Raw genomic sequence first — 22,429 nt, 5'->3', positions numbered from 1 at the left:
TAAATCGACGAGTGTGGGGCGTGGATGTTCCGAGGCTTCCTCCTCCCTTCGAGAGGACCGTTGAGGGATCCTTGGGGGCCGGTGGCGCGGCTTCGCCGGGTCCGTCAGCCGGGAAGTCCCACCGCGCGTTCGCCGCTGCGGCGCTGCTGGATGACGACTGCGACGACAAGGAGGGCTCCCTGGGCGACGTTCTGCCAGAAGGAGTTGATGCCTTGGACGGTGAGCCCGTTCTCCAGGGCTCCGAGGAGGGCGACGGCCAGGAGGGTGCCGCCGATGCCTCCCTTGCCCCCCTTGAGAGCCGCGCCGCCGAGTGCGGCGGCGGTGATCGCTTTGAGTTCGAGGCCCTCGCTGCCGGAGGTGGGCTGGCCGGACCCGGTACGGGCGGTGAGCAGGATTCCGGCGATCGCGGCGACAACACCGATGAGTGCGTAGACGAAGATCAGGTACTTGTTGATGTTGATGCCGGCGAGGCGGGCGGCGGTGTCGTTTCCGCCGATGGCGTAGATGTTGCGGCCGATGTCGGTGTAGCGGAGCAGGAGATGAACGGCCAGGGCGACGACGACGAGGATCCAGACCATGACGGGCAGACCGGCGATCTTCCCGCGGCCGAGGAAGATGAAGACGTCGTTGTTGAGGACGTACCCCTGGGCCCGTCCGTCGGACAGCAGTTGGGCGAGGCCCTTGTAGGCGGCGAGACCGGCCAGAGTGGCGATGGTGGGATTGACGCGGCCGTAGACAATGACCAGACCGTTCAGGGCGCCAATGACCAGACCGACCGCGACGGCTGCCGCCATGCCGAGGAAGGCGTTGGTTCCGGTACTGGTGAAGACCATCGCGCTGACGACGGACGCCACACCGGCCTGCGAGCCGACGGAGATGTCGAGCCCTCCGCAGATGATCACGACGGTCTGCACGATGGCGAGCAGGCCCGTGATGGTGGCCGCCTCGGCGATCACCTGCATGTTCGACATGCTGAGGTAGTTGTCGTTGAGGGCCCCGAACAGCACGAGGACGAGGACGAGCGCACCGACGAGGCTGATGTTCTGCCCGCTGATCCCGGCGAGCAGTTTCGGCCGGAAGGCGGCAGGGCTGTCCGGCGGCCCCTTGACGGCCGGGGAAGGAGGGCTGGTGAGGGTCATGAGGTGGCTCCGGGGGTGCTGACGCCGATGATGTCGTGGGCCATCGCGAGGGCGAGGATGGATTCTTCGGTGGCTTCGTCGTGGCTGAGCTCGCCGGTGATGCGTCCTTGCTGCATGACCACCACACGGTCGGCAAGACCGAGGAGCTCGGGCAGCTCCGAGGAGATGACGAGGACGGCGACGCCCTCGGCCGCGAGGTCGGCGATGATCTGGTAGATCTCAGCCTTGGCGCCGACATCGATGCCGCGGGTCGGCTCGTCGAGGATCAGGACCTTGGGTTTGCGCGCCAGCCACCGGGCGAGGACGACCTTCTGCTGGTTGCCGCCGGACAGCTTGCGTACTTCGTGGTCGACCGACGGTGTACACACTCTGAGCCGGTCGGTGTAGTGCTGGGCGAGCTCCCGCTCGGCGGTGCGGCGTACGAAGCGGGAACGTCGCAGCCGGTCGAGGACCACCAGCGAGATGTTGGCCCGGACGGACTGCTGCAGGAACAGCGCCTGCGCCTTGCGTTCCTCCGGCGCGAGCCCCAGTCCGGCCCGGATCACCGCGCCGGGCCGGCCACTGGGCAGGGGGACGCCGTTGAGGCTGGCACTGCCGCTGTGGACGGGCTGGTCGCCGGCCAGGGCCAGGGCCAGTTCGGAACGCCCTGCTCCGATCAGGCCGGCCAGGCCGACGACCTCACCGGCATGGACCTGGAGCGAGATGTCGTGCACGTCGTCGGTGGTGAGGTTCCTGACGTCGAGAACGAGGCGGTCGGTTGCCACGCGCTGTCGTACGAACATGGCGGACAGATCGCGCCCCACCATCAGGCGCACGAGTGCCGCTTCGTTCGTCGTGCTCGCCTCCTGCACGCCGACCAGACTGCCGTCGCGCAGCACCGCGATGCGGTCGGCGAGCTGGAAGATCTCCTGCATGCGGTGCGAGACGTAGACGATCGCGATGCCCTCGTCACGCAGCCGCCTGATGAGGGCGAACAGGGCGTCCACCTCGTGCTCGGCCAGGGAGGAGGTGGGTTCGTCGAAAGCGATCAGCTTCGCGGTCGTGCTGCCGGTGAGGGCGCGCATGATCTCGACCAGCTGGCGTTGGGCCGGGGTCAGCTGTGAGCCGAGGAGGTCCGGGTCCAGTACATCGGCGAAGCCCAGCCGGGCCAGGTCCGCATCGATCCGGCGGCGCAGTTCGGCTCGGTCGAATCGTCTGCCGGCCTTACGCGGCAACGCACCGGCGTAGATGTTCTCGGCGACTGAGATGTGCGGGATGATCTCCGGTTCCTGCGGAATGATCCGGATCCCCGCCGCCCGTGCCCTGGCCGGGGAGTCGAGCACAACCATTTCGTCGCCGAGGACGACATGGCCCTCGGTCGGCTGGTGGTCCCCGGTGAGGATCTTGAGCAGGGTCGACTTGCCCGCGCCGTTCTCACCCATGAGTGCGGTGACCTGCCCGCGTGGGAAGTCGAGCGTCACGCCGCCGAGCGCCCGCACCGCCCCGAACCGTTTGGTGACGTCCGAAATACCCAGGGACGGGGATGCCGGCGCTGTAGTGGGCTGCGTTTCGGAAGGGCCCCGGCCGGGGGGTGAATGGGAGGCTCTGGTCATGTGTCGGTTCACCTCGAAGGCATGGCGCGCGGTGTGGTCAGGGGTGTGGGGCCGGTATGCGGGAATGCCGTCGGCCCGCGGCGACAACGGCTGGGGCAGCCGCGGGCCGGGACGGTTCAGCTGCAGGAGAGGCCGGAGTCCTTCCAGGAGGACTGGTCGACCATCGTGGTGGGGGCGAAGGCCTCCTGCGGGAAGGCCTTGCCGTTCTTGAGCTTGTCGTACATGGTCTGGACGGCCAGGGCGCCGACGTCCTTGCCGTTGATGAAGAGGGCCGCCTTCATGCCGCTCTTCTTGTCGGACTGCCACTCCTTGCAGGCGAGGTAGGCACCAAGACCGACGCCGATGACGTGGTCGGGGCCGATGCCGGCGTTCTGCAGCGCAGTGACCCCGCCCATGGCGTTCTCGTCGTTGCAGCCCCAGACGACCCAGTTCTTGACCTTGGAGTTCGCGGTGACCGTCGCGGCTATCTTGTCCTGGGCACCGGTGGGGGTGTTGTCGGTGGCCACGTTGATGGTCTTCACGCCGGGCACCGCGGCGTCGAAGGTCTTCCTGGCGGCGTCGACCCGGTCACCGCACACGGTGACGTCCTGCTTCCAGGCCGAGATGACCCGAGTGTCGGCGGCCTTCCAGCCGGCCTTCCTGTACTCGGCGGCGGCGCGCTTCCCGACCTCCCCGCCCATCTGCGCACCGCTGAACCCGATCCGGGGAACCAGGCCGTCCTTACCACAGGCAGCCGGGTCGGGGCCGGTGGTGCAGATCTGGTCGTCGGAGGTGAGCAGGGCGACCTTGCCGTCTTTCGCCGTCTGGACGACCTGCGGCCCCACGGCCGGGTCGGGGACGACGATGATGATGCCCTTGGCCTTCTGGGCGACGGCGGACTGCACTTCGCTGACCGTCTTATTGGCGTCGTTGCCCAGATTGACCACCTTGAGATCGATGCCGAGTTCCTCGGCCTTCGCCTTGGCGCCGGCTGCCTCGCCCACGAAGTACTCCTGATCGCCCTGCTTCTGCAGGTAGGTGAGGGAGATCTTGCCGTCGGCCTTGCCGACCGGATCGCCACCGGCGGACTCCTTACCCGAGGAGCACGCCGTGGTGAGACCGAGGGTGAGCAGCAGGCCGGTGGTGACAGCGATGCGCCGACGGGACGAAGAGTTCATGGGGAGCTCCTTTGAGCTGGCAGCGACCGCCGCGCATCGCGCTACTGGGGTCGTGCGGTGAGGGCTGGTGTGGTGGTGACGGGTCGAGCCGACGTGTTCCGTCGACGGAGCGGCCGGCCGCACGCGGGAGGGGCCCTTTGCCCACCGCCTTGCGTTCCATGGGCTGCCCCTCCGGCTCCGGGGACCGACCTCTTGCGGCCCATTCAGCACTATCGTCATTTGATAGCATCATTAAATCCGTCGGCAGGGCAAGCCCCTGCTCGGTCACAGCGCGGTCTCGAACGTCACCCCTCGTCGCCGTACCCCCATCGGAGGGCCACCCATGGCAGAGCCAGAGACACCGTCAGCCGCAGCTCCCGCCACGGGTGGAGAGGGGCTCAGGAGCCGGGCCTGGTTCGGCGACGGCGGCAAGAACGGCTTCATCGCCCGTCACCATCTGCGGGCCATGGGACGCGGCGGTCACAACTTCGACGGCCGCCCGGTCATCGGCATCTGCAATACGTTCTCCGAACTGACCTCGTGCAACGGCCACTTGCAGATCCTCGCGGACGCCGTGAAGCGCGGCGTGCTGCAGGCAGGCGGCTTCCCCCTGGAATTTCCTGCCATGTCTCTCGGCGAACCGTTCCTGCGGCCGACGTCGATGCTCTACCGCAACCTGGCAGCCATGGAGATCGAGGAGCAGATCCGGGCCAATCCGATCGACGCCGTGGTGCTGCTCACCGGTTGCGACAAGACGACGCCAGCAGCTCTGATGGGCGCCGCCAGCGCGGGCGTACCCGCCATCGTCCTCACCGGCGGGCCCATGCTCAACGGCCGGTTCAAGGGCCGGAACGTGGGATCCGGCACCGACATCTGGCGGATGACGGAGGAGTTGCGCGCCGGGACGATCTCGCAGGAGGAGTTCACCGAGTTCGAGTCGTCCCTGAACCGTTCCGCGGGTCACTGCATGACCATGGGCACGGCCTCCACCATGGCCTGCCTGACGGAGGCCCTGGGCATGATGCTGCCCGGTGGCTCCGGGCTGCCGGCCGTGGACGCCCGGCGTGGCACGCTGGCAGAAGAAACCGGCGCACGGGCCGTGGCGCTCGCGGGGAGCGATCTCACCCCGCGGCGCATCATGACGCGGGCGGCCTTCGAGAACGCGGTCCGGATCAACGCGGCGATCGGCGGGTCCACGAACGCGGTGGTGCACCTGCTCGCCCTGGCCGGACGGCTGGGGGTGCCCCTGGAACTCGACGACTTCGACCGCCTGGGCGCCGAACTTCCCCTGCTCATCGACCTGATGCCCTCCGGGCGGTTCCTGATGGAGGAGTTCGCCTACGCCGGAGGGCTGCCGGCGCTCGTCAACGACCTGCGGGACGCCCTGCACCAGGACACGGTGACGGTCACCGGCCGTTCCCTGACGGCCAATTGCGTGGATGCCCAGGTGTACGACCGCGAGGTCATCCGGGCCTTCGACAACCCGGTGCTGCCCGCGGGACGGGGGACGGCCGTGGTCCGCGGCAGCCTCGCCCCGGACGGTGCCGTCATCAAGCTGTCGGCCGCCGCGCCGCGCCTGCTGGACCACACCGGCCCCGCTCTCGTCTTCGACTCCATCGAGGACTACCTCGCCGTTGCCGAGGACCCCTCACTCGATGTCCGCGCCGAGACGGTGCTCATCGTGCGCAACACCGGCCCGCGCGGTTACCCGGGCATGCCCGAGGTGGGCAACCTGCCGCTGCCGAAGAGGCTGCTGGACGCCGGGATCAGGGACATGGTGCGGGTATCCGATGCCCGCATGTCCGGAACGGCCTTCGGAACGTGCGTTCTGCACGTGGCGCCGGAGGCGGCGGTCGGCGGTCCGCTGGCGTTCGTCCGCACCGGCGACCAAGTCAGGCTCGACGTCCCCGGCCGACGGCTCGACGTGCTGATCGACGAGACCGAGATGGACCGGCGGCGCTCCGCGTGGCAGCGGCCGAAACCGCCCGTCACCCGTGGCTGGACCCACCTCTACACCGAACACGTCACCCAGGCCGACACCGGCGCCGACCTCGACTTCCTCGTCGGCTCGACCGACTCGCCCCCGCCCCGACAAGCCTTCTGAGGAACCGCTATGTCCGCACTCGTACACAAGGATCTCGACACGCTGGTCCGCGGCGTCTCGCCCGTCCTGGAAGTCCCGTTCCACGGTGACGGCGAGCTCGACCCCGACGGGTTCACCACGGTGGTGGACCGGGTACTCGCGGCTGGGGTCGGTTCGCTGATGTTCCCGGGCTTCGCGAGCGAGTTCCACAAACTCGACCCAGAGGAGAGGGCACTGCTCACCGGGCTTCTCCTGCGGCGGACCCGGCAGCGCCACGATGTCGCCGCCATCGTCTCCGTGCCGGACCACGCCACCCGGTCCGCGGTCCGCCAAGCGCTCCGGGCCGCCGAACTCGGGGCCGACGCCGTCAACCTGCTCCCGCCGCACTTCCTCGCGCCCTCCAAGGATGCCGTCACGGCCCATCTGCGCGAGGTACTCACCGCCGTCGATCCACTGCCCGTTGTGGTGCAGTACGCCCCGGCGCAGACCGGAACGGCGCTGGACGCACCCACCCTGCACCGGCTGGCCGCCGAGCACCCCAATCTGCGCTGGGTCAAGGTCGAGTCCGCCCCGCCGGGCCGGCTGATCGCGGCTCTGGCCGCCGGGCCACGTCCGCTGCCCTCGCTGGTCGGCTACGCCGGTCTGCAACTGCCGGACGCCCTACGGCGCGGGACGGTCGGCGTGCAGCCGGGCTGCTCCTTCACCGAGCTGTACGTCGAACTCTGGGAGCGCTGGGAGCGCGGCGACGAGGCCGAGGCCGTCGCCCTGCACACCCGGATGCTGCCCTACCTCTCGTACTGGATGCAGAACGTGGAGCTGATCATCGCCGTGGAGAAGGAGATCTCCGTGCGCCGTGGCTGGTTCGCGTCCGCGCACTGCCGGGCGCCGGGATACCTGCTGGACGAGGAGGAGCTGAGAATGATCGACCGCTTCTGTGCGGAGTTCGCCACCCTGGTACCGGAGCTGGCTCGATGAGCGCAGAAGTCGTCGTGTGCGGCGAGACCATGCTCCTCATGCTGGCCGAACCCGGGGTGCCGCTGGAACACGCGCTCTCGTTCCGCCGCTCCATCGCGGGCGCCGAGAGCAATGTGGCGGCGGGCCTGGCCCGGCTCGGACATGGCGTCCGCTGGCTCGGCCGCGTCGGTGACGATCCGGCGGGGCGGGCCGTGCTGGCCCAGCTGCGCGCGCAGGGCGTAGACAGCTCGTACGCGGTGACGGACCCCGAGGCTCCGACCGGGGTCCTCATACGTGACAGTCACCCTGCGCGCGCGATCGACGTGCAGTACCTGCGTGCGGGTTCGGCCGCGTCCCGGCTGTCGCCACACGAACTGGAGCCCCACATGTTCGAGGGGGCACGACTGGTACACATCACCGGGATCACCCCGATGCTGTCGGCCTCGGCGAACCGGGCGACAAGGCGTCTGGTCGAACTGGCCCGAGCCGCCGGAGCGGTCCTCTCGTTCGATCCGAACATCCGCCACAAGCTCGGCTCACCGGACCGCTGGCGCGAGGTCATCAGTCCGCTGCTGGCCCACGCGGACGTGGTGCTGGCAGGCGAGGACGAACTGGAGCTACTGGGCGTTCCAGACCCGTCCTCCCTTCTGGGGATGGGCCCTGGAACGATCGTCGTCAAACACCGCGACAAATCAGCGACCTGTCTCACGCGCGAAGCAAAAGCGTGCCGCCAGCCCGCCTTCCAAGTCCCGGTCGCCGACCCCGTGGGAGCGGGAGACGCCTTTGCCGCAGGCTTCCTCTCCGGCCTGCTGCACGGTCACGGCCCGGATCAGTGCCTGCGCCAAGCCGCCGCTGTCGCGGCACTGGTAGTCCAATGCCCAACCGACACGGACGGCCTGCCCGACCGCGTCGGCCTCGACCGCGCCCTGGCTGCCCTCACCAGCACCAGCGGCGAAACCGTCATCCGCTGACGCCACCCACCGGCGGCGCACCACTTCAGGAGCAGGAGAGTACGAACATCATGTACCAATGGGAGACCACCCAGGCCGTCACCGCACAGCGCGTGTTCGGCATCATCCGCACCGCAGGACCGAAGCAAGCCGTCGCCGCAGCGGAAGCTGTGCTGAACGCCGGACTGCACGCCGTAGAGATCGCCCTCACCACCCCACGTGCCCTCACCGCCCTGGCCCGCCTCGCCGAGACCCACCCCGATGCGCTGCTCGGCGCGGGCACCGTCATCGACGCGGCCGCCGCACGCGCCGCCGTCGAAGCGGGCGCCCGCTTCCTCGTGTCACCGAGCCTCCACCCGGAGGTCATCCGTACCGGCCACCGCTACGGAGTCCCGGTCTTCCCCGGCGTCGCGACACCCACCGAGATGGTGCGCGCCCTGGAAGAAGGTGCTGACGCGCTCAAGCTCTTCCCGGCCTCGGCCGTCTCACCCTCCTGGCTGCGCGATGTGCGTACCGCGCTCCCCCAGGCGCCGGTGCTACCCACGGGAGGTGTGACAATCGACAACGCGCCGGAATGGATAGCCGCAGGTGCAGTGGCCTGCGGCATGGGCTCGGCCCTGACATCGGGGGGTGCCCGCAGCGCCGGTGAACGGGTGAGCACACTCCTGCGCACACTCGCCGAGGCTCGTTGACGTACACCAAACAACAGAATCGGCAAGTGTCGGCGTTTCTGGAACAAGCGACAAGGAGTAGCAGTGGAACTGCACGGGCTGCACGGTCAGGTGGTCAAGCGGATCGGGGAATCCCTCGCCGCGCAGGAGATCCGTGCGGGCCAGGTTCTCCGTCTCGAAGACGTACAGGACCGGTACGGAGTCTCCCGAACCGTGGCACGCGAGGCCGTCCGGGTCCTGGAGTCGAAGCGGATCGTCACCAGCCGGCCCCGTGTTGGCATCACCGTGCGGCCGATGGCCGAATGGAACCTCTACGACCCCCAGGTCATCCGATGGCGGTTGGCCTCCCCCTTCCGCAGCGCGCAGCTGCGCGAACTCACCGAACTGCGGGCCGCCGTGGAACCATCTGCCGCGGCCCTCGCGGCAGTGGGCGCTTCGCCTGACACCCGCAATACGCTCGTCGAACTCGCCCGGACGATGGAGAGCATCGCCCATACCGATGACACTCAGGGCTTCATAGCGGCAGACCTGGCCTTTCACCGAGCTCTGCTCAGCGCATCGGGAAACGGCATGTTCGCCCAGCTCTCCGAGGTCACCGAGGAACTGCTTGTTGCCCGCCGCGACCTTCCTCTGATGCCGGACCACGTGGACACGGACGCAGTACGCCGCCATACAGAGGTGGCCGAGGCCATCGCCGAGGGACGCCCGGACGACGCCGCGCAGTGCGTCCGCGCGATCGTAGACTCCGCCCACCGCGAGGTAGAACAACTACTGGAAGGGGGCGCACACTGCGCGCTCAGCAGTCGCCCCATGCCCGAACGTGGTGACGCCACTTAACTGATCGCGGCCCCACCGGTCACCAGTTATGTGTTCGCTTATCGTCACAGCTCCTCACGGGACGCTCCGGTACGGCGGCGCCGGTCTCCTCGGCGTGGTCGCGGTAGTTGAGGCCGATGCACACCACCTTGCCAGGACGGGCGACCGGCGGGCCGATGCGCAGCCCTGTGGCGTCCAGGACGGGCAGCGTGCCGGCCCGCAGGGCCGCTTGCGACCCGCTCGATGCCGCCGACGGCAAGGAACGCCCCGTCGATGTCGCCGGTCAGGCCGGTGAGGTCGTGGGTGGTTCCGTCGTCGCAGAGGACGGGATCGCCGCCGGCCACGGGTATGTCTACCTCGGCGGCAACGGCGCCATCTCACGGCGCAACCTGAAGACCGGCGAGGTCGTCAACCTGCAGGCACCGGGTGAGGCCAAGGACGCTGAAGTGATCGAAAGCGTCCTGTACACCGGCCAGGACAACGCGCAGGGCATCTGGCGGTACGACTCTTCCCGGCGGCGGCAGCCGCAGCAGGCGGCGAAGTTCCCCAGCGAGCAGAACCGTCCGCTGAACCTCTCGTGGGACCCGGACAACAAGCTGCTCCTCGTCGGTGTGCAGTCCGACACCGAGGGCGGCGGCGCCCTGTGGACGTACTCTCCCAGAACCGGGAAGTCGGCGTCCTACGTCAATCCGATCGACGACGTCCAGCTCGTGCGGGCGGTGGCCAACCGGGACGGCGTCGCTTACCTGGGCGGCGATAACGCCGCCAAGGAGGGACCGCGCGCCACCGTCGTCGCCGTCGATCCGGCCACCGGCAAGGAGCGGTGGAGCGTCGACACGAAGCAGTCGGCGGGGGTGGCGGCTCTGGCGGTGCTGGGCCGGAACCTCTACGGCCTCACCACCAAGGGAGGGCTTTTCGTCATCGACGTGCGGGCCAGGAAGGTGGTGCACACCGCGGACGTCAGCAGTGTCAGCAAGGGCTTCGCCGCCATGGTCACCAACCGAGGCGCGGTCTACGGCGTCTCGGACACCACGCTCTTCCGCTTCCGTCCGAAGACGTTCGCCGTCACCACGGTCGTCGCCGACGTCAACGGGGCCTGGTACAGCGGCCCGCATGTCAACGTCCACGAGGGGCTGCTCTACACGCTCCGCGGTGGCAGCCTCGTCGCCGTCGACGACAGGCCGACGCACTGACCCCGCCACGAGATCCTCTGCTCCAGGCCATCGTTTACCTTTGATTGATATCTTTTCGGTTGTCGAGTGAAGAATGATGACTCACTCGTTACCGAGAGGGGACTGAAGGTGTTGGCTAACGAGCGGCGGGAAGCGATCCTGCGCACTGTGGAGCGCCAGGGTTCGATCACCGTGAAGGCGCTGGCGGAGGAGATGGGAGTCTCCGCCGTGACCTTGCGCCAGGACGTGCGGGAGCTGGCCGGCCAGGGACTGCTGAACCGTGTGCACGGCGGTGCCAGGGCCCTGGCCTCGGACGCTCCCGCTCCCGTCGAGGCCTCGGCCCCCGCCCCGGACCTCGCCGGGGAGAAGTACGCCGTCGGGCTGGTGGTGCCGCCAGGCGGCTACTACTACGCGGAGGTGATCCGGGGCGTCCAGAACGCGGCCCGCGCGCGTGGCGTCCGCGTCGTACTGACCGTCTCCGGGGAGTCGCTGTCCGAGAACCAGGAGCAGGTCCGCCAACTCGTGGCCGGCGGGATCAACAGCCTGCTGCTGATGCTGCACCCGGGCCTGCGCCCTCTGGACAAGGCCGAGCAGTGGCTGAGCACCCTCGATGTGCCGGCCGTGCTGGTGGAGCGCCGGGCCGGGATACGGGCCGGCCGGCTGGAGCAGGTAGCCTCCGACCACGCCTACGGCGCGGCCCTCGCGGTGCGCCATCTCGCCGGGCTCGGACACGACAAGGTGGCCCTCGTCGCCAGGATCGAGAGCCCCAACACGGCTCTTCTCAGCGCCGGTCATGCCGACGCCGTGAAGGCCATGGGGCTGACGCCGGGGCCGGAGTTCCTCATCAGCACCACCGGTGATGCGGCTCCGGCCGACGCGCGCTTCGAAGAAGTGGTCCGGGCCGTGGAATCCGGCGAGGTCCGGGCCGCACTGGTGCACAACGACATCGACGCCATCGCCCTCGTCGGCATCCTGCGCACACGCGGTATGCGCGTGCCGGAAGATCTGGCACTGGTCACCTACGACGACGAGGTCGCCGAGCTGAGCGACGTCCCCCTCACCGCCGTCGCACCCCCCAAACAGGCGGTGGGGTCATGGGCGCTCGACCTGGCGGTACGCCGACTGTCCGACCCGGCCGCCCCCCTGGCCGAGATCCTGCTCCGCCCGGAACTGCGAGTCCGCGCATCCTGTGGCGCCAACCGCCGGGCCGACGCGTAACCATGTGATGACAGATGGTTTCGTTGCCGAAAAACGAAAGCATATGCATTGACTCACTGTCGTATGTAACGAATGATTGCGGTGACACCCAAGCGAACGATCGGTGACACACTCATGTTTCGTAGACGACTGACAGCGCTGGTCTGCTCCGTCGCAGCAATCGGCCTTCTCGCCACGGGATGTGGAGACTCGGACAGCGGGACTTCCACGGCGGAGAAGGGCACCGGAAAGGTCACCTTCTGGTCCTTCGTCAAGGGCTCCGACGAAGTGGCGAAGGCCTTCAACCGGACCCACCCGGACATCAAGGTGACCTTCGAGGCGGTGCCCTCGGGCCAGGAGTACTACTCCAAACTCACGAACGCCGTGAAGGCCGGCACCGCCCCGGATGCCGCGGTCGTCGAGTACCCGCAGCTGCCGGAGTTCGCCACTCAGGGCAAGCTGGAGACGCTGAGCGATTCGCTCGCGCCCCTGGTCAAGGAACATTTCCCGAAGTCCGTAAGGCAGTTGGTCGAGCTGGGGGGCCAGACGTGGGGTGTTCCCCGCGACGCGGCTCCGCTGATGCTGTACTACCGCAACGACTTCTTCAAGAGCCACAAGATCAGTGTCCCCAAGACGTGGGACGCGTATCGGAACATGACCGCCCAGGTGAAGAAGGCGGACCCGAAGGCCCGCGGCGGGGTTCTCTACACCGACAACCCGGGACTGCTGACCGCCCTCGCCTGGCAGGCCGGTTCGCAGTGGTTCGGCACGGAGAAGGATTCCTGGAAGGTGTCGCTGGACGACGCTCCTTCCCGGAAGGTCGCCGACTACTGGGGTGACCTCGCCCGGAAGGACCTCGTCACCTCGGTGAGCTCGCTCGACCCGTTCTGGACAAGCGTCCAGCAGAACCGGACCGTCGCCTACGTCTGCGCGAGCTGGTGCGCGGGGGCCCAGCAGGCGACCGTCGCCGACCAGAAGGGCAAGTGGTCGGTGGCCCCGGTGCCTACCTGGGACGGCAAGCCGGCCTCGGCCATGTACGGCGGCTCCTCGTTCGTCATACCGAAGGGCGCCAAGAACAGCGGTGCCGCCGAGGAGTTCATCAAGTGGATCACCACCGACCCCGCGGGCATGAAGGCGTGGGTCTCCTCCGGGACCAGCAGCATGTTCCCCGCCGACCCCAAGCTCGTGCCGGTCACCAAGGCCGCCTTCCCCACCGACTACTTCGGCGGCCAGGACGTGTACGCCGTGGGCAGCAAGTCCTACGCAGCGGTCCGGCCCGGCTGGACGTGGGGCCCCGTCATGGGGACCACGAACACGGCCATCGTCGATCAGCTTCCGAACGTTGCCCAGGGCAAAGTGAAGCTCCTCGACATCCTCACCGGCTCCCAGCAGGCGACCGTGAAGGACATGGAGCGGCGCGGGATGAAGGTCGCCCCGTAGTACGCGAACCCCGGTGAGCCGATGCCCGCCCCGCAGGCCGAGGCCGGCATCGGCTCCCGCCCCGACGCTTCCCGCTCCCATCGAGAAAGGCCCGGTATGACAACTTCGTCAGCCCGCGCCCAGCGCCGCACCGCCACGCTGCTCCTGGCCCCCTTCTTCATCCTTTTCGCCGCCGTTACCCTCGCCCCACTGGTCTACGCGGGGTGGATGAGCCTGTTCACCACCCACACTTCCGGCCTCGGCTTCGGTGGCACAGAAGAGGTCTTCGCCGGACTGGACAACTACGTACACGCGTTGTCGGACCCGGCGTTCCGCGGCGGATTCCTCACCATTGCCGCGTACGTCGCGATCTACATTCCGGTGATGATCGGCGGCGCGCTCGTCCTCGCCCTGCTGCTGGACTCGGCACTGACCAAGGCGCGGACCTTCTTCCAGCTGGCCCTGTTCCTCCCGCACGCGGTGCCCGGTCTGATCGCGGCACTCATCTGGGTCTACCTGTACACGCCCGGACTGAGCCCGGTGATCGACTTCCTCAGCGTCGGCGGCCTCGACATCGATTTCCTGTCAGCGGACAACGCTGTCTTCTCCGCGGCGAACATCGCCGTCTGGGAGTGGATCGGGTACAACTTGGTCATCTTCTACGCCGCCCTCCAGGCGGTGCCGACCGAGGCCCTGGACGCGGCGAAGATCGACGGTGCCGGCCAGATCCGTACCGCCCTGTCGATCAAGGTGCCGATGATCCGCCCGGCCATCGCCCTGGCCGTGCTGTTCACCGTGATCGGATCGGTCCAGCTCTTCACTGAGCCGAAGGTCATCTACAGCGCCTCCAGCTCGATCGGCAGCAGCTGGACGCCCAACATGTTCGTCCAGACCGCCGCCTTCACCCACAACGACTTCGGTCTGGCAGCAGCGGCCTCGCTGCTCATCGCGCTGTTCGCCGCGCTGCTGTCCTTCCTCGTCACCCGCTTTTCGCGCAGCAGGAGCAAGCCGTGACCAAGACCATGACACGCGTTGCCCCCGCCGGCTCCTGTCCGGCTCCGGAGCGGACGGACAGGAACCGGCCGGGCCGGCGCTGCCCCGGGAACCGTCCATCGGTCCTGCTGTCCAAGGCCGGTGTGACCGCGATGCTGGGTCTCGCCGCCCTCTACACACTTCTGCCGATGCTCTGGCTGGTCCTCTCGTCCACCAAGAGCCGCCAGGACCTCTTCGCCACCAACGGCTTCGCCCCGGGCAAGGACTTCGCGCTCGTCGACAACCTCACGTACCTGTTCGAGGTCGACAACGGGATCTTCCTGCGCTGGCTGCTCAACACCATCCTGTATGCCGGTGTCGGCTCGCTGCTGGCGACACTGTTCAGCGTGGCCGCGGGGTACACGTTCGACAAACTGAACTTCCCCGGCAAGGAGAAGCTCTTCTCCTTCGTCCTGCTGGGCGTGATGGTGCCCGGAACGGCGATGGCGATACCGCTCTACCTGCTCGCGGCCAAAGCGGGTCTGGTGAACACCTTCTGGGGCGTGTTCATCCCCGGCCTCCTGTTCCCGTTCGGGGTGTACCTGGCCCGCGTCTTCAGCGCCTCGTACATCCCCAACGAGGTCCTCGAGGCCGCCCGTGTGGACGGGGCAGGCGAGTTCAGGACCTTCTGCAGGATCGCCCTGCCCATGATCGCGCCGGGCTTCGTGACCATCTTCCTCTTCCAGTTCACCCAGATCTGGAACAGCTTCTTCCTTCCCTTGGTGATGCTGTCCGACAAGGACCTCTTCCCGGTCAATCTCGGGTTGTACGTCTGGTACTCCTCCGCGCTCTCCCAGGGGCACCCGCAGGACTACCTCCTGGCCATCGTCGGATCGCTGGTGTCCGTGGTCCCGCTGGTCGTCCTCTTCCTGATGCTCCAGCGGTTCTGGAAGTCCGGCATGACAGCCGGCGCCGTCAAGTAGGCCATCGTCCTGAGGATCCCCATGTCATCCACTCCGCCCCGCCCTCGTGCCCTTTTCGCGATGGGCCGCCCGCACCGAGATGCCCTCTTCCCTCGTGCCGCGATCGACCGCCTGACCCGTCTCGTCGATATCGAACCGCATTTCGTCGCCGAGGACTTCGACCGCGTGCCCCGCCTGGCAGCTGTCGAAATCCTGATCACATCCTGGGGATGCCACCCGCTCGACGACGCCGTGCTGGCCCGCATGCCTGCGCTGAAGGCAGTCGTGCACGCAGCGGGAAGCGTCAAACACCATGTGACGGAAGCCTGCTGGGACCGCGGACTCCTCGTCTCCACTGCGGCCGCCGCCAACGCCGTAGCCGTCGCCGAATACACGCTCGCCGCCATCCTCTTCGCCAACAAGCGCGTCCTGGAGATCGGCGGGCTCTACCGCGAGCACCGAAACGCCCTGGACTGGGCGGCTCACTTCCCCGGCTTCGGCAACTACCGCAGGACGATCGGCCTGGTGGGCGCGTCCCTCGTGGGACGCAGGGTGCTGGAGCTGCTCCGGCCCCACGACTTCGACATCCTGCTGGCCGATCCGCACCTCGATCCCGAGGCGGCCCGGTCGATGGGCGCCCGGCTCATCGAGCTCGACGAGCTGCTGGCCGTCTCCGACATCGTCTCGCTGCACGCCCCCGCGCTGCCCGAGACGTACCACCTGCTGGATGCCCGCAGACTGTCGCTCCTGCGGGACGGCGCCACCCTCGTCAACACGGGGCGCGGCTCCCTCATCGACACCGAGGCCCTCACCGCCGAGGCGTTGTCGGGACGCATCCACGCCGTCCTCGACGTCACCGAGCCCGAGGTGCTGCCGGTGTCCTCACCGCTGTACTCACTGCCGAATGTGCTGCTGACCCCGCACATCGCCGGCTCACTCGGCGGTGAGCTCCTGCGCATCACCCGCAGTGCGCTGGATGAGGTCGAACGCTACTGCGCCGGGCGGGAGTTCGCGTATCCCGTGACCCGAGCGGCCCTTTCCACCTCGGCCTGAGCACCCGGGCGGCTGCCGTGCCGTCCCCGCCACACGAGAGTGCCGATCACCGCGACCACCCTGCGCGGCAGAACCCGGAGTGCCAGATGTCCCAGACCGACCGCCTGTCGGACGTTCTCGTCTTCACCCGCACCACGGCCTACCGCCACGACTCGATCCCCGCCGGGCAGGCGGCTCTGCGTGAGCTGGGCGAGGAGCACGGCTTCACCGTGGAGACCTCCGAGGACCCCTCGGTCTTCACCGACGCCTCCCTGGCGGGACGCAGTGCGGTGGTATTCCTGTCCACCAGCGGCGAGGTGCTCACCCCGGACGGGCAGCTGGCGCTGCGTCGCTGGACCTCGGACGGCGGCGGCTTCATGGGCATCCATTCCGCCGCGTGCACCGAGTACGACTGGCCGTACTACGGGGAGTTGCTCGGCGCACGCTTCGCCGGCCACCCGGACTTCCAGTCCGGCACCGTGCTGGTCGAGGACCGGAGCCATCCATCGATGCGCCATCTGCCGCCGCGGTGGGACTGGAACGACGAGTGGTACGACTTCCGGAGCAATCCGCGGCGCCCCGGCGTACAGGTCCTCGCCACCATCGACGAAGCCGGCTACGAGGGAGGCGGCATGGGCGCCGATCACCCCCTGGTGTGGTGCAAGGAGTCCGGCGCCGGCCGCTCGTTCTACACGTCGCTGGGCCACGCGGATGATGCCTACACCGACCCGGCCTTCCGCGGCCACCTTCTGGGCGGCCTGCGCTGGACTGCGGGCTGATCCCTCCGGCCGCGGGGAAGGCGATGAATTCCCCGTGCGCATCCTCAGAACCCGACGAAGGAGCACAGAACCATGCAGGACGTACCGATCACACGACGCCAGATGATGCAGTGGGGGGCCGTCGGTGCGGGTGCACTGGCCGTCGCCGGCCTGCCCGCGACCGACGCCAGGGCGACGCCGAGGTCAGGGGTGCGGGTCACGGACCTCGGTCCGGGGGTGAACAACTTCTCTCTCGCTGCTGCCATTCCGGTGGGAAACAAGGCGTACATCGCCTCGCGCAACATCGATCCGATGCGGATCATCGGCTTCGACTTCGACACCGAGAAGGTCACCAGTGTCACCGAGGGGTCCGGGATCAGCACGCAGTTGCTCGCCGTCGACCCGGACGGGCGGTATCTGTACTCAGCGATCCGCGAGTACGACTCCGCCCCGGGCCCGGGCTTCATCCGGCTCGATCTCTCCGCGGCCGGCGCACCCAAGGAGGATCTCCACTCGATCCCCGGCCTCGATCCGTACGCGATCAGTGCGTCGCCGGACAACAAGATCTTCTTCGGCGGCCGAGAGCCCCAGCCCAAGCTGCGCCAGTACGACCCGGCTACCGGTGAGCTCACCGAGATCGCAATCCCCGATCCGAACGTACCGATGATCCGCTGCCTGCTGGCCACGCAGGACAAGATCTACATCGGCACCGGCGCGTCGCTCGGCGCCACTCCGACCAGCACCAAGGCCGGACTCTTTGTCATGGACCGCGCCACGAAGAAGATCACATCGATCCTGCCGAAGGAGTTCACGGGGCAAGTAGAGGTTCGTGACGTCGGTCTCTACGACGGCACGCTGTACGTGTGCTCGACCACCGACGACGGCGCAGCGGTCGCGATCATGGACGCCGACGACCCAACCCAGTACACACTCGTGCAGAGTGAGCAGCACTTCCTTCGGTTGCCGCGCAAGCTCGGCGACACGATGTACTTCAATGGTGCCGCGCTGATCGAGTTGACGTTGAGCACCCGTACGTTCCGCGAGATCAAGCCCAAGGACGGGGAATTCGGCGAGATCTGGGGCCTGTGGATCCGCGACGACAAGGTAATCGTCGTCTCGGCCTTCGGCCTGATCTTCGAGGTCGATCCGAGCACGAGTTCGGACACCTCATGGGACCTGATCGAGGCAGGCGCCCCGATCGGGCCTCAGCTGGCGATGTCGATAGCCGCCGACACGCAGGACGTCTACGTCGGCGGGACGAACTCGGTGGCACGACATGATCTGCGCACCGGGAAACAGAGCAGGGTGCTGGCGACGAGCGAAGCCAAGGACATTCTGCTGCACCGGGGCACTGCCTACCTCGCCCAGTACAACGCAGTCGGCCTCTTGGCGTACAACCCGCACATCGACGACGAATGGACCCGCAAGTTGGCCGATCTGCCGGCGGAGCAGAACCGCCCGCACCAGATCGTCTGGGACGATCGTCACCGACTGATGATGATCGGGCTGCAGTCTGACTACGAGTTGGGCGGATCGCTGATGACGTTCGACCCGAAAAACGGCGCCACCACGGTCGCCGTCAACCCGATCGATGACGACCAGATGATCCGTGCGGTCGTGGCGCACGACGGCGTGGCCTATCTCGGCGGCCAGAATGTCGCCGCCACCGCCGGCACCTTGGTCGCGTGGGATCCGATCCGGAGGCGCGAGCTGTGGCGGATGACGCCGCAGTCCAAGCCCACCGGGATCACTGGCCTCACCGTGCTCGGCCAGAACCTGTACGTCATGTGCTTCAGGGGTGATTTCTTCGTGATCGACCTGCACACCCGAAAGGTGATCCACTCCGCCAATCACGGCCCGGTGGTGCCGAACTACGGGACGCTGCTCGCCGACCGGGGGTATGTATACGGGGCGTCCAGCTCAGATTTCGTCCGCTATGACCGGAAGACATTCGCGCGTACCGACCTGGTCGCGCTCGACGCGGACTGGTACGGCATCCCGCGAGCCGCAGTGGACGAGCGTGGCAGGTTCTACGCCATCCGCGATCGCAATCTGATCCGGATCGACGTCAGCCGCTGCTGAGCGACTCGTGACGACGTACAGGAGGCACACGGGAATCCGCCAGGACGCCGAGGAGGTCGTCACCGCGGCGGCCGCCGGCGACCCCATCGCCTATGCCGAGTCCGACCGCCGCTTCGACTGGACCGGTAGACGGGGGCGCGGACCATGCGGTCCGGTTCGGCGGCGCGTGCGTAGCGTTTGACGGTGTTCAGCGAGACGTCCAGGCGTCGGGCGCAGGCGAGCAGACCGATGCCCTGATCAAGGAGGTCGTGGATCTGCCGCCAGCGCTCCCGTGTGGTAGCCGCGCGCTTGCCCTGCGGCAGTGGTGGGCCGAACTTGCTCCAGCATGAGGCGTGCCCGCCAACCTCCTTCAGTGCTGTCTCGTGCCAGGCCGTGCCAGAGATGCCACCGGTCGCTGACCTGGACGATTCCCGGGTTGGCGTCGGTGGTGGCCTGGGCGAAACCGCCGGAACCGTCCCGGCACATGAGGCGAATGCCGGGGTGTTCACGCAGCCAGGTGGTGACCGTGGCCCTCTTGTGGTCGGGCAGGACCTCAACGCTCTGTCCGGTATCGGTATCGATGATGATCGTCGCGTAGCGCTGGCCTCTGAGCAGGGCGAACTCGTCAATTCCGGCCACCGTAGGGGTCGGACGCCGTGGCAGCGGGGTCCGCATCAGACAGTTCACCGTCACCAAGGACAGGACCTGGTGCAATACAGTCAGCAGCTGGGCGGCGGCCGAGCCAGCCAGGACCACCGTGAGGGCCTCGACCAGCCGCCGCAGCGCAGAAGTCCTGCGCTGGTAGCGCTCGGTCAGCCCGTCGACCTGCTCGACGAACGTGGCCTTCGCGCAGCCGGAGTTCTCGCAGTACAGGCGCCGCACCGAGACATCGATCACCACGGGTCTGCCGCCGATCGCCTCGTCGGCGACCCGCCGCACATAGCAGCTGTGGTCCCAGCCCGAGGGCTGCCCGCAAGCGGAACAGTCCACCGGCACCGCGTCCAGGGTCCGCACCGCGACCCTGACCAGGCTCTCGCTCGTATCTACCGTCTCGACCAGCACCGATGCCAGATGCGGCAGCAGGTCCGTCAGCTCGACATCACACGTCACCAGCCTGCCGCACCAGAGCACCCGACCGGACCGAAACCAAGCAACCGATCAACGCCTACGAAAATCTTGGAAGACCCAAAAACAAGACACTCCCGGTCCGCGAGGTGAAGGTGATGAGCGTGAACGGTCTGCTGTTCCCCCGGCACGGCCCTCACCCAGGACCAGAGGGCCGACGGCGAGCGTGGCGCCGCGCTCACTGATCCGGGCCGCCGTCTCGTCCGCGTCCCTGACGGCGAAGTACGGCGTCCAGACGGCCGGATGGCCACCGCATTGGCAGCATCCGATCCCGGCGACCGGTTCACCATGTGCCAGAGCCACCGAGAAGCCGCTGCCGAGCGTGCTGGGCCTGAACGTCCAACCCATGACACCGGCGTAGAAGGACTCTGCCGCGCGCAGGTCCCGTGCCATCAGGCTCACCCAGCAGGGCGCACCGGCCACCGGCACGGTTCCTTCAAGGGCTGGCATTCGGTGCTCCTGCGGGTGCCTGATGGACGTCAGGCCATGCCCGAGTTCGACGGGTGGGGGTGCGGAGCAGGTCGCGCACCCGGTCCACCAGCCCGGCGCCCGGAACGAGCAGTCTGCTGGCGGGCGGGGTGTTCGGGGAACTCACACGACTGTCCGAGACGTCGCACCGCAGTCGCGCCCTTCGCCCGGCAGTGGGGATACGTAGCGGGCATAGGGCGCGGCGTTCAGCAGGTTTCGTCGAACTTCACTGCGGTCAAGGTGACAGGCTGGACGTCGAGCTTGGTGCTGGCAGTGCCTGATGATCAAGACGTCGTGACAGATTTGTGAGATATCTACGCTCGGCGAACAGCAAAAAAGCCTCTGCCCTCGGCCTTTTAGTGGATCACTAGGATGCGTGCTCCCCATCATAACCTTCTGTACGTCCTGTACATTTTTTACGGATGCCCCCGCAGGCCGCGCACAGACACCGGAGGAGAGGCCTCGCCATGTTCCGCCCTGCCGCCCGTTACGTCCTGCCCGAGTTCACCGAGCGCACGACCGACGGGACCCGGACCCTCGACCCGTACTCCAAGCTGCTCGCCGAGCGCATCGTCTTCCTCGGCACCCCGGTCGACGACACCGCGGCCAACGACCTGATCGCGCAGTTCATGTATCTGGAGCACGCCGCGCCCGACCGGCCGATCTCCCTCTACATCAACTCCCCCGGCGGCTCGTTCGGCGCCATGTCCGCCATCTACGACACGATGGACTACCTCACCTGCGAGGTGGAGACGTTCTGCCTCGGCCAGGCCGGTTCCAGCGCGGCGGTCCTGCTCGCTGCGGGCGCTCCCGGCCGGCGGCACGCCCTGCCCGGGGCCAGGGTCGTCGTCCAGCAGCCCGAGCTCCCGGAGCCGGTTCAGGGCCAACCGTCCGATCTGGAGATCGAGGCGCGGGAACTGGTCCGCGTCCGTGAGCTGCTCACCCGCATGCTGGCCCGCCACACCGGCCGCAGCGCCGAGCGGATCGCCGCCGACTTCGAGCGCGACCTCATCCTCGACGCCGCCGAAGCCAAGGCGTACGGGCTGGTGGACCACGTCCTGGAGAACCGCAAGACGTCGCTCCCGCCGAACAGCGCGAGGTGAACCGCCGATGCAGCCACCCCACCTCCCGCCGCTGCCCGCGCTGACGCGCGCCGAGGCCGAGTTCATCGACTGCTACCTGGAAGTGCTCGACCAGCTGGGCCAAATCAACCCCGCCCGCGGCAGCGACACCTACGGTGCACTGCGCGCGGCCCAGGCACTCGCCTCCCGGGCGGGCGCCCTGCGGGACGCGCTCACCTTGATGCACGAGCGGGGTGAAGCACAGATCCACGCCGCCACGTTGGCGCGGGCACTGCGCGTGTTGGACGGGGAACGGCGGGCCGGACGGGTCACCGTGCCCCCGGCCCCGATGAGTTGATCATCTCTCCGTAGGCGACACGCCCGGCGCGCTGATCGAATTTTCTCGCTCGTCCGGCGCAAGGAATCCCCCGCGAGAGGGATAACTCGACTTGCGCCGCCGGCGTGGACGGTGAGCGAAATATGCCGTTCCACCGCTGGTACCGGACCGGTCGAGACAGCCTGACGAGTACCCAAATCACACCTTGCTCACCCAAACAGACCATTAGTGCTGAATTTCGCATATCGCTGTTTTGCTTCGGAAATCCGGCAGGCGGTGAGTCAAGATCCGTGGGACGACAAGCCCCCGCCACCACGGCGAGGCGGTCCGGGCGGACGCCGAGTCCTGCCGCCGCCCGGATGACTGGTCGACAGAAGTGGATCGGCAGGAGTGGAGGACCCGAGCGCAACGGGTCGACCGGTCATCCGGTCGGCCCTCGGGGTGAAGCCGCATCGCGCGGCCGGGCAACTTCGCCAGCCCGAACCCGACAGGTCATCCTTCACAGGCGGCTGACGAAGGGTTGC

19 protein-coding genes, 1 pseudogene and 1 riboswitch are annotated in these 22,429 nt (G+C 67.9%); of the genes and pseudogenes, 15 read left to right on the top strand and 5 right to left on the bottom strand.

What is annotated here, in order from left to right; translation table 11 throughout:
• Window positions 1–104: 104 nt before the first annotated feature.
• From OH809_RS35915 to OH809_RS35905, 3 genes are all read right to left on the bottom strand, one after another.
• Complete coding sequence (locus OH809_RS35915) at window positions 105–1,139, bottom strand: ABC transporter permease (protein ID WP_406417263.1); 1,035 nt, start codon at window positions 1,137–1,139, stop codon at window positions 105–107.
• Window positions 1,136–2,731 (bottom strand): sugar ABC transporter ATP-binding protein, encoded by a 1,596-nt coding sequence (locus OH809_RS35910; protein ID WP_406417265.1) that lies wholly within the window; start codon window positions 2,729–2,731, stop codon window positions 1,136–1,138. The genes OH809_RS35915 and OH809_RS35910 overlap by 4 nt, the downstream gene beginning before the upstream one ends.
• Window positions 2,732–2,847: 116 nt before the next feature.
• Complete coding sequence (locus OH809_RS35905) at window positions 2,848–3,888, bottom strand: substrate-binding domain-containing protein (protein WP_406417267.1); 1,041 nt, start codon at window positions 3,886–3,888, stop codon at window positions 2,848–2,850.
• Between the two features lie 322 nt (window positions 3,889–4,210).
• On the opposite strand from OH809_RS35905, the gene OH809_RS35900 reads away from it, so the two are divergent.
• The 13 genes from OH809_RS35900 to OH809_RS35840 all read left to right on the top strand — a co-directional run bounded on the left by OH809_RS35900 (window position 4,211) and on the right by OH809_RS35840 (window position 18,935).
• Window positions 4,211–5,971, top strand: a complete 1,761-nt coding sequence (locus OH809_RS35900; RefSeq protein WP_406417268.1) for an IlvD/Edd family dehydratase — start codon at window positions 4,211–4,213, stop codon at window positions 5,969–5,971.
• A 9-nt stretch (window positions 5,972–5,980) separates the two neighbouring features.
• Complete coding sequence (locus OH809_RS35895) at window positions 5,981–6,925, top strand: dihydrodipicolinate synthase family protein (protein WP_406417270.1); 945 nt, start codon at window positions 5,981–5,983, stop codon at window positions 6,923–6,925.
• Window positions 6,922–7,875 (top strand): sugar kinase, encoded by a 954-nt coding sequence (locus OH809_RS35890; protein ID WP_406417272.1) that lies wholly within the window; start codon window positions 6,922–6,924, stop codon window positions 7,873–7,875. Before OH809_RS35895 ends, OH809_RS35890 begins: the two co-directional genes overlap by 4 nt.
• Window positions 7,876–7,925: 50 nt before the next feature.
• Window positions 7,926–8,546, top strand: a complete 621-nt coding sequence (locus OH809_RS35885; RefSeq protein ID WP_406417274.1) for a bifunctional 4-hydroxy-2-oxoglutarate aldolase/2-dehydro-3-deoxy-phosphogluconate aldolase — start codon at window positions 7,926–7,928, stop codon at window positions 8,544–8,546.
• Between the two features lie 63 nt (window positions 8,547–8,609).
• Entirely contained in the window at window positions 8,610–9,362 is a 753-nt protein-coding gene (locus tag OH809_RS35880; RefSeq protein ID WP_406417276.1) for a FadR/GntR family transcriptional regulator, read from the top strand.
• 188 nt (window positions 9,363–9,550) lie between these two features.
• A complete protein-coding gene (locus OH809_RS35875) occupies window positions 9,551–10,534 on the top strand; it encodes a hypothetical protein (protein WP_406417277.1) in 984 nt (327 codons plus the stop codon).
• A gap of 108 nt (window positions 10,535–10,642) precedes the next feature.
• The gene (locus tag OH809_RS35870) at window positions 10,643–11,731 is read left to right on the top strand and encodes a LacI family DNA-binding transcriptional regulator (protein ID WP_406417279.1); all 1,089 of its coding nucleotides are present in this window, start codon (window positions 10,643–10,645) and stop codon (window positions 11,729–11,731) included.
• Window positions 11,732–11,845: 114 nt separating this feature from the next.
• The gene (locus OH809_RS35865; protein ID WP_406417281.1) at window positions 11,846–13,150 is read left to right on the top strand and encodes an ABC transporter substrate-binding protein; all 1,305 of its coding nucleotides are present in this window, start codon (window positions 11,846–11,848) and stop codon (window positions 13,148–13,150) included.
• Window positions 13,151–13,246: 96 nt separating this feature from the next.
• A complete protein-coding gene (locus tag OH809_RS35860; protein ID WP_406417283.1) occupies window positions 13,247–14,143 on the top strand; it encodes a carbohydrate ABC transporter permease in 897 nt (298 codons plus the stop codon).
• Window positions 14,144–14,151: 8 nt separating this feature from the next.
• Window positions 14,152–15,084 (top strand): carbohydrate ABC transporter permease, encoded by a 933-nt coding sequence (locus tag OH809_RS35855; RefSeq protein ID WP_406424794.1) that lies wholly within the window; start codon window positions 14,152–14,154, stop codon window positions 15,082–15,084.
• 21 nt (window positions 15,085–15,105) lie between these two features.
• Entirely contained in the window at window positions 15,106–16,116 is a 1,011-nt protein-coding gene (locus OH809_RS35850) for a hydroxyacid dehydrogenase (protein ID WP_406417285.1), read from the top strand.
• An 86-nt stretch (window positions 16,117–16,202) separates the two neighbouring features.
• Window positions 16,203–16,874, top strand: coding sequence for a ThuA domain-containing protein (locus OH809_RS35845; protein ID WP_406417287.1), 672 nt, complete (start codon window positions 16,203–16,205; stop codon window positions 16,872–16,874).
• 72 nt (window positions 16,875–16,946) lie between these two features.
• Window positions 16,947–18,935 carry a hypothetical protein gene (locus OH809_RS35840; RefSeq protein ID WP_406516050.1) on the top strand — a complete coding sequence of 663 codons (1,989 nt, stop codon included), beginning with the start codon at window positions 16,947–16,949 and terminating at the stop codon, window positions 18,933–18,935.
• A gap of 237 nt (window positions 18,936–19,172) precedes the next feature.
• On the opposite strand, the gene OH809_RS35835 is transcribed toward OH809_RS35840, so the two are convergent.
• A complete protein-coding gene (locus OH809_RS35835) occupies window positions 19,173–20,024 on the bottom strand; it encodes a transposase (RefSeq protein WP_406417291.1) in 852 nt (283 codons plus the stop codon).
• 123 nt (window positions 20,025–20,147) lie between these two features.
• Window positions 20,148–20,489, bottom strand: a pseudogene (locus tag OH809_RS35830) (VOC family protein); the annotation flags it as partial.
• A gap of 485 nt (window positions 20,490–20,974) precedes the next feature.
• On the opposite strand from OH809_RS35830, the gene OH809_RS35825 reads away from it, so the two are divergent.
• The gene (locus OH809_RS35825; protein WP_406417293.1) at window positions 20,975–21,610 is read left to right on the top strand and encodes an ATP-dependent Clp protease proteolytic subunit; all 636 of its coding nucleotides are present in this window, start codon (window positions 20,975–20,977) and stop codon (window positions 21,608–21,610) included.
• 7 nt (window positions 21,611–21,617) lie between these two features.
• A complete protein-coding gene (locus OH809_RS35820) occupies window positions 21,618–21,926 on the top strand; it encodes a hypothetical protein (RefSeq protein WP_406417295.1) in 309 nt (102 codons plus the stop codon).
• 315 nt (window positions 21,927–22,241) lie between these two features.
• Window positions 22,242–22,428: riboswitch (cyclic di-AMP (ydaO/yuaA leader) on the top strand.
• The last annotated feature ends 1 nt before the right edge of the window (window position 22,429 follow it).

The organism is Streptomyces sp. NBC_00873, assembly GCF_045207415.1.
Taxonomy (GTDB): domain Bacteria; phylum Actinomycetota; class Actinomycetes; order Streptomycetales; family Streptomycetaceae; genus Streptomyces.
The sequence above is the reverse complement of the archived record's forward strand: the minus strand, read 5'-3'. Positions and strand labels throughout refer to the sequence as shown.

Coding starts and splice junctions, on each gene's coding strand:
- OH809_RS35860 (WP_406417283.1), top strand. CDS start 13,247: ATGACAACTTCGTCAGCCCGCGCCCAGCGCCGCACCGCCACGCTGCTC.
- OH809_RS35895 (WP_406417270.1), top strand. CDS start 5,981: ATGTCCGCACTCGTACACAAGGATCTCGACACGCTGGTCCGCGGCGTC.
- OH809_RS35820 (WP_406417295.1), top strand. CDS start 21,618: ATGCAGCCACCCCACCTCCCGCCGCTGCCCGCGCTGACGCGCGCCGAG.
- OH809_RS35825 (WP_406417293.1), top strand. CDS start 20,975: ATGTTCCGCCCTGCCGCCCGTTACGTCCTGCCCGAGTTCACCGAGCGC.
- OH809_RS35850 (WP_406417285.1), top strand. CDS start 15,106: ATGTCATCCACTCCGCCCCGCCCTCGTGCCCTTTTCGCGATGGGCCGC.
- OH809_RS35855 (WP_406424794.1), top strand. CDS start 14,152: ATGACACGCGTTGCCCCCGCCGGCTCCTGTCCGGCTCCGGAGCGGACG.
- OH809_RS35905 (WP_406417267.1), bottom strand. CDS start 3,888: ATGAACTCTTCGTCCCGTCGGCGCATCGCTGTCACCACCGGCCTGCTG.
- OH809_RS35865 (WP_406417281.1), top strand. CDS start 11,846: ATGTTTCGTAGACGACTGACAGCGCTGGTCTGCTCCGTCGCAGCAATC.
- OH809_RS35845 (WP_406417287.1), top strand. CDS start 16,203: ATGTCCCAGACCGACCGCCTGTCGGACGTTCTCGTCTTCACCCGCACC.
- OH809_RS35910 (WP_406417265.1), bottom strand. CDS start 2,731: ATGACCAGAGCCTCCCATTCACCCCCCGGCCGGGGCCCTTCCGAAACG.
- OH809_RS35885 (WP_406417274.1), top strand. CDS start 7,926: ATGTACCAATGGGAGACCACCCAGGCCGTCACCGCACAGCGCGTGTTC.
- OH809_RS35890 (WP_406417272.1), top strand. CDS start 6,922: ATGAGCGCAGAAGTCGTCGTGTGCGGCGAGACCATGCTCCTCATGCTG.
- OH809_RS35900 (WP_406417268.1), top strand. CDS start 4,211: ATGGCAGAGCCAGAGACACCGTCAGCCGCAGCTCCCGCCACGGGTGGA.
- OH809_RS35915 (WP_406417263.1), bottom strand. CDS start 1,139: ATGACCCTCACCAGCCCTCCTTCCCCGGCCGTCAAGGGGCCGCCGGAC.
- OH809_RS35840 (WP_406516050.1), top strand. CDS start 16,947: ATGCAGGACGTACCGATCACACGACGCCAGATGATGCAGTGGGGGGCC.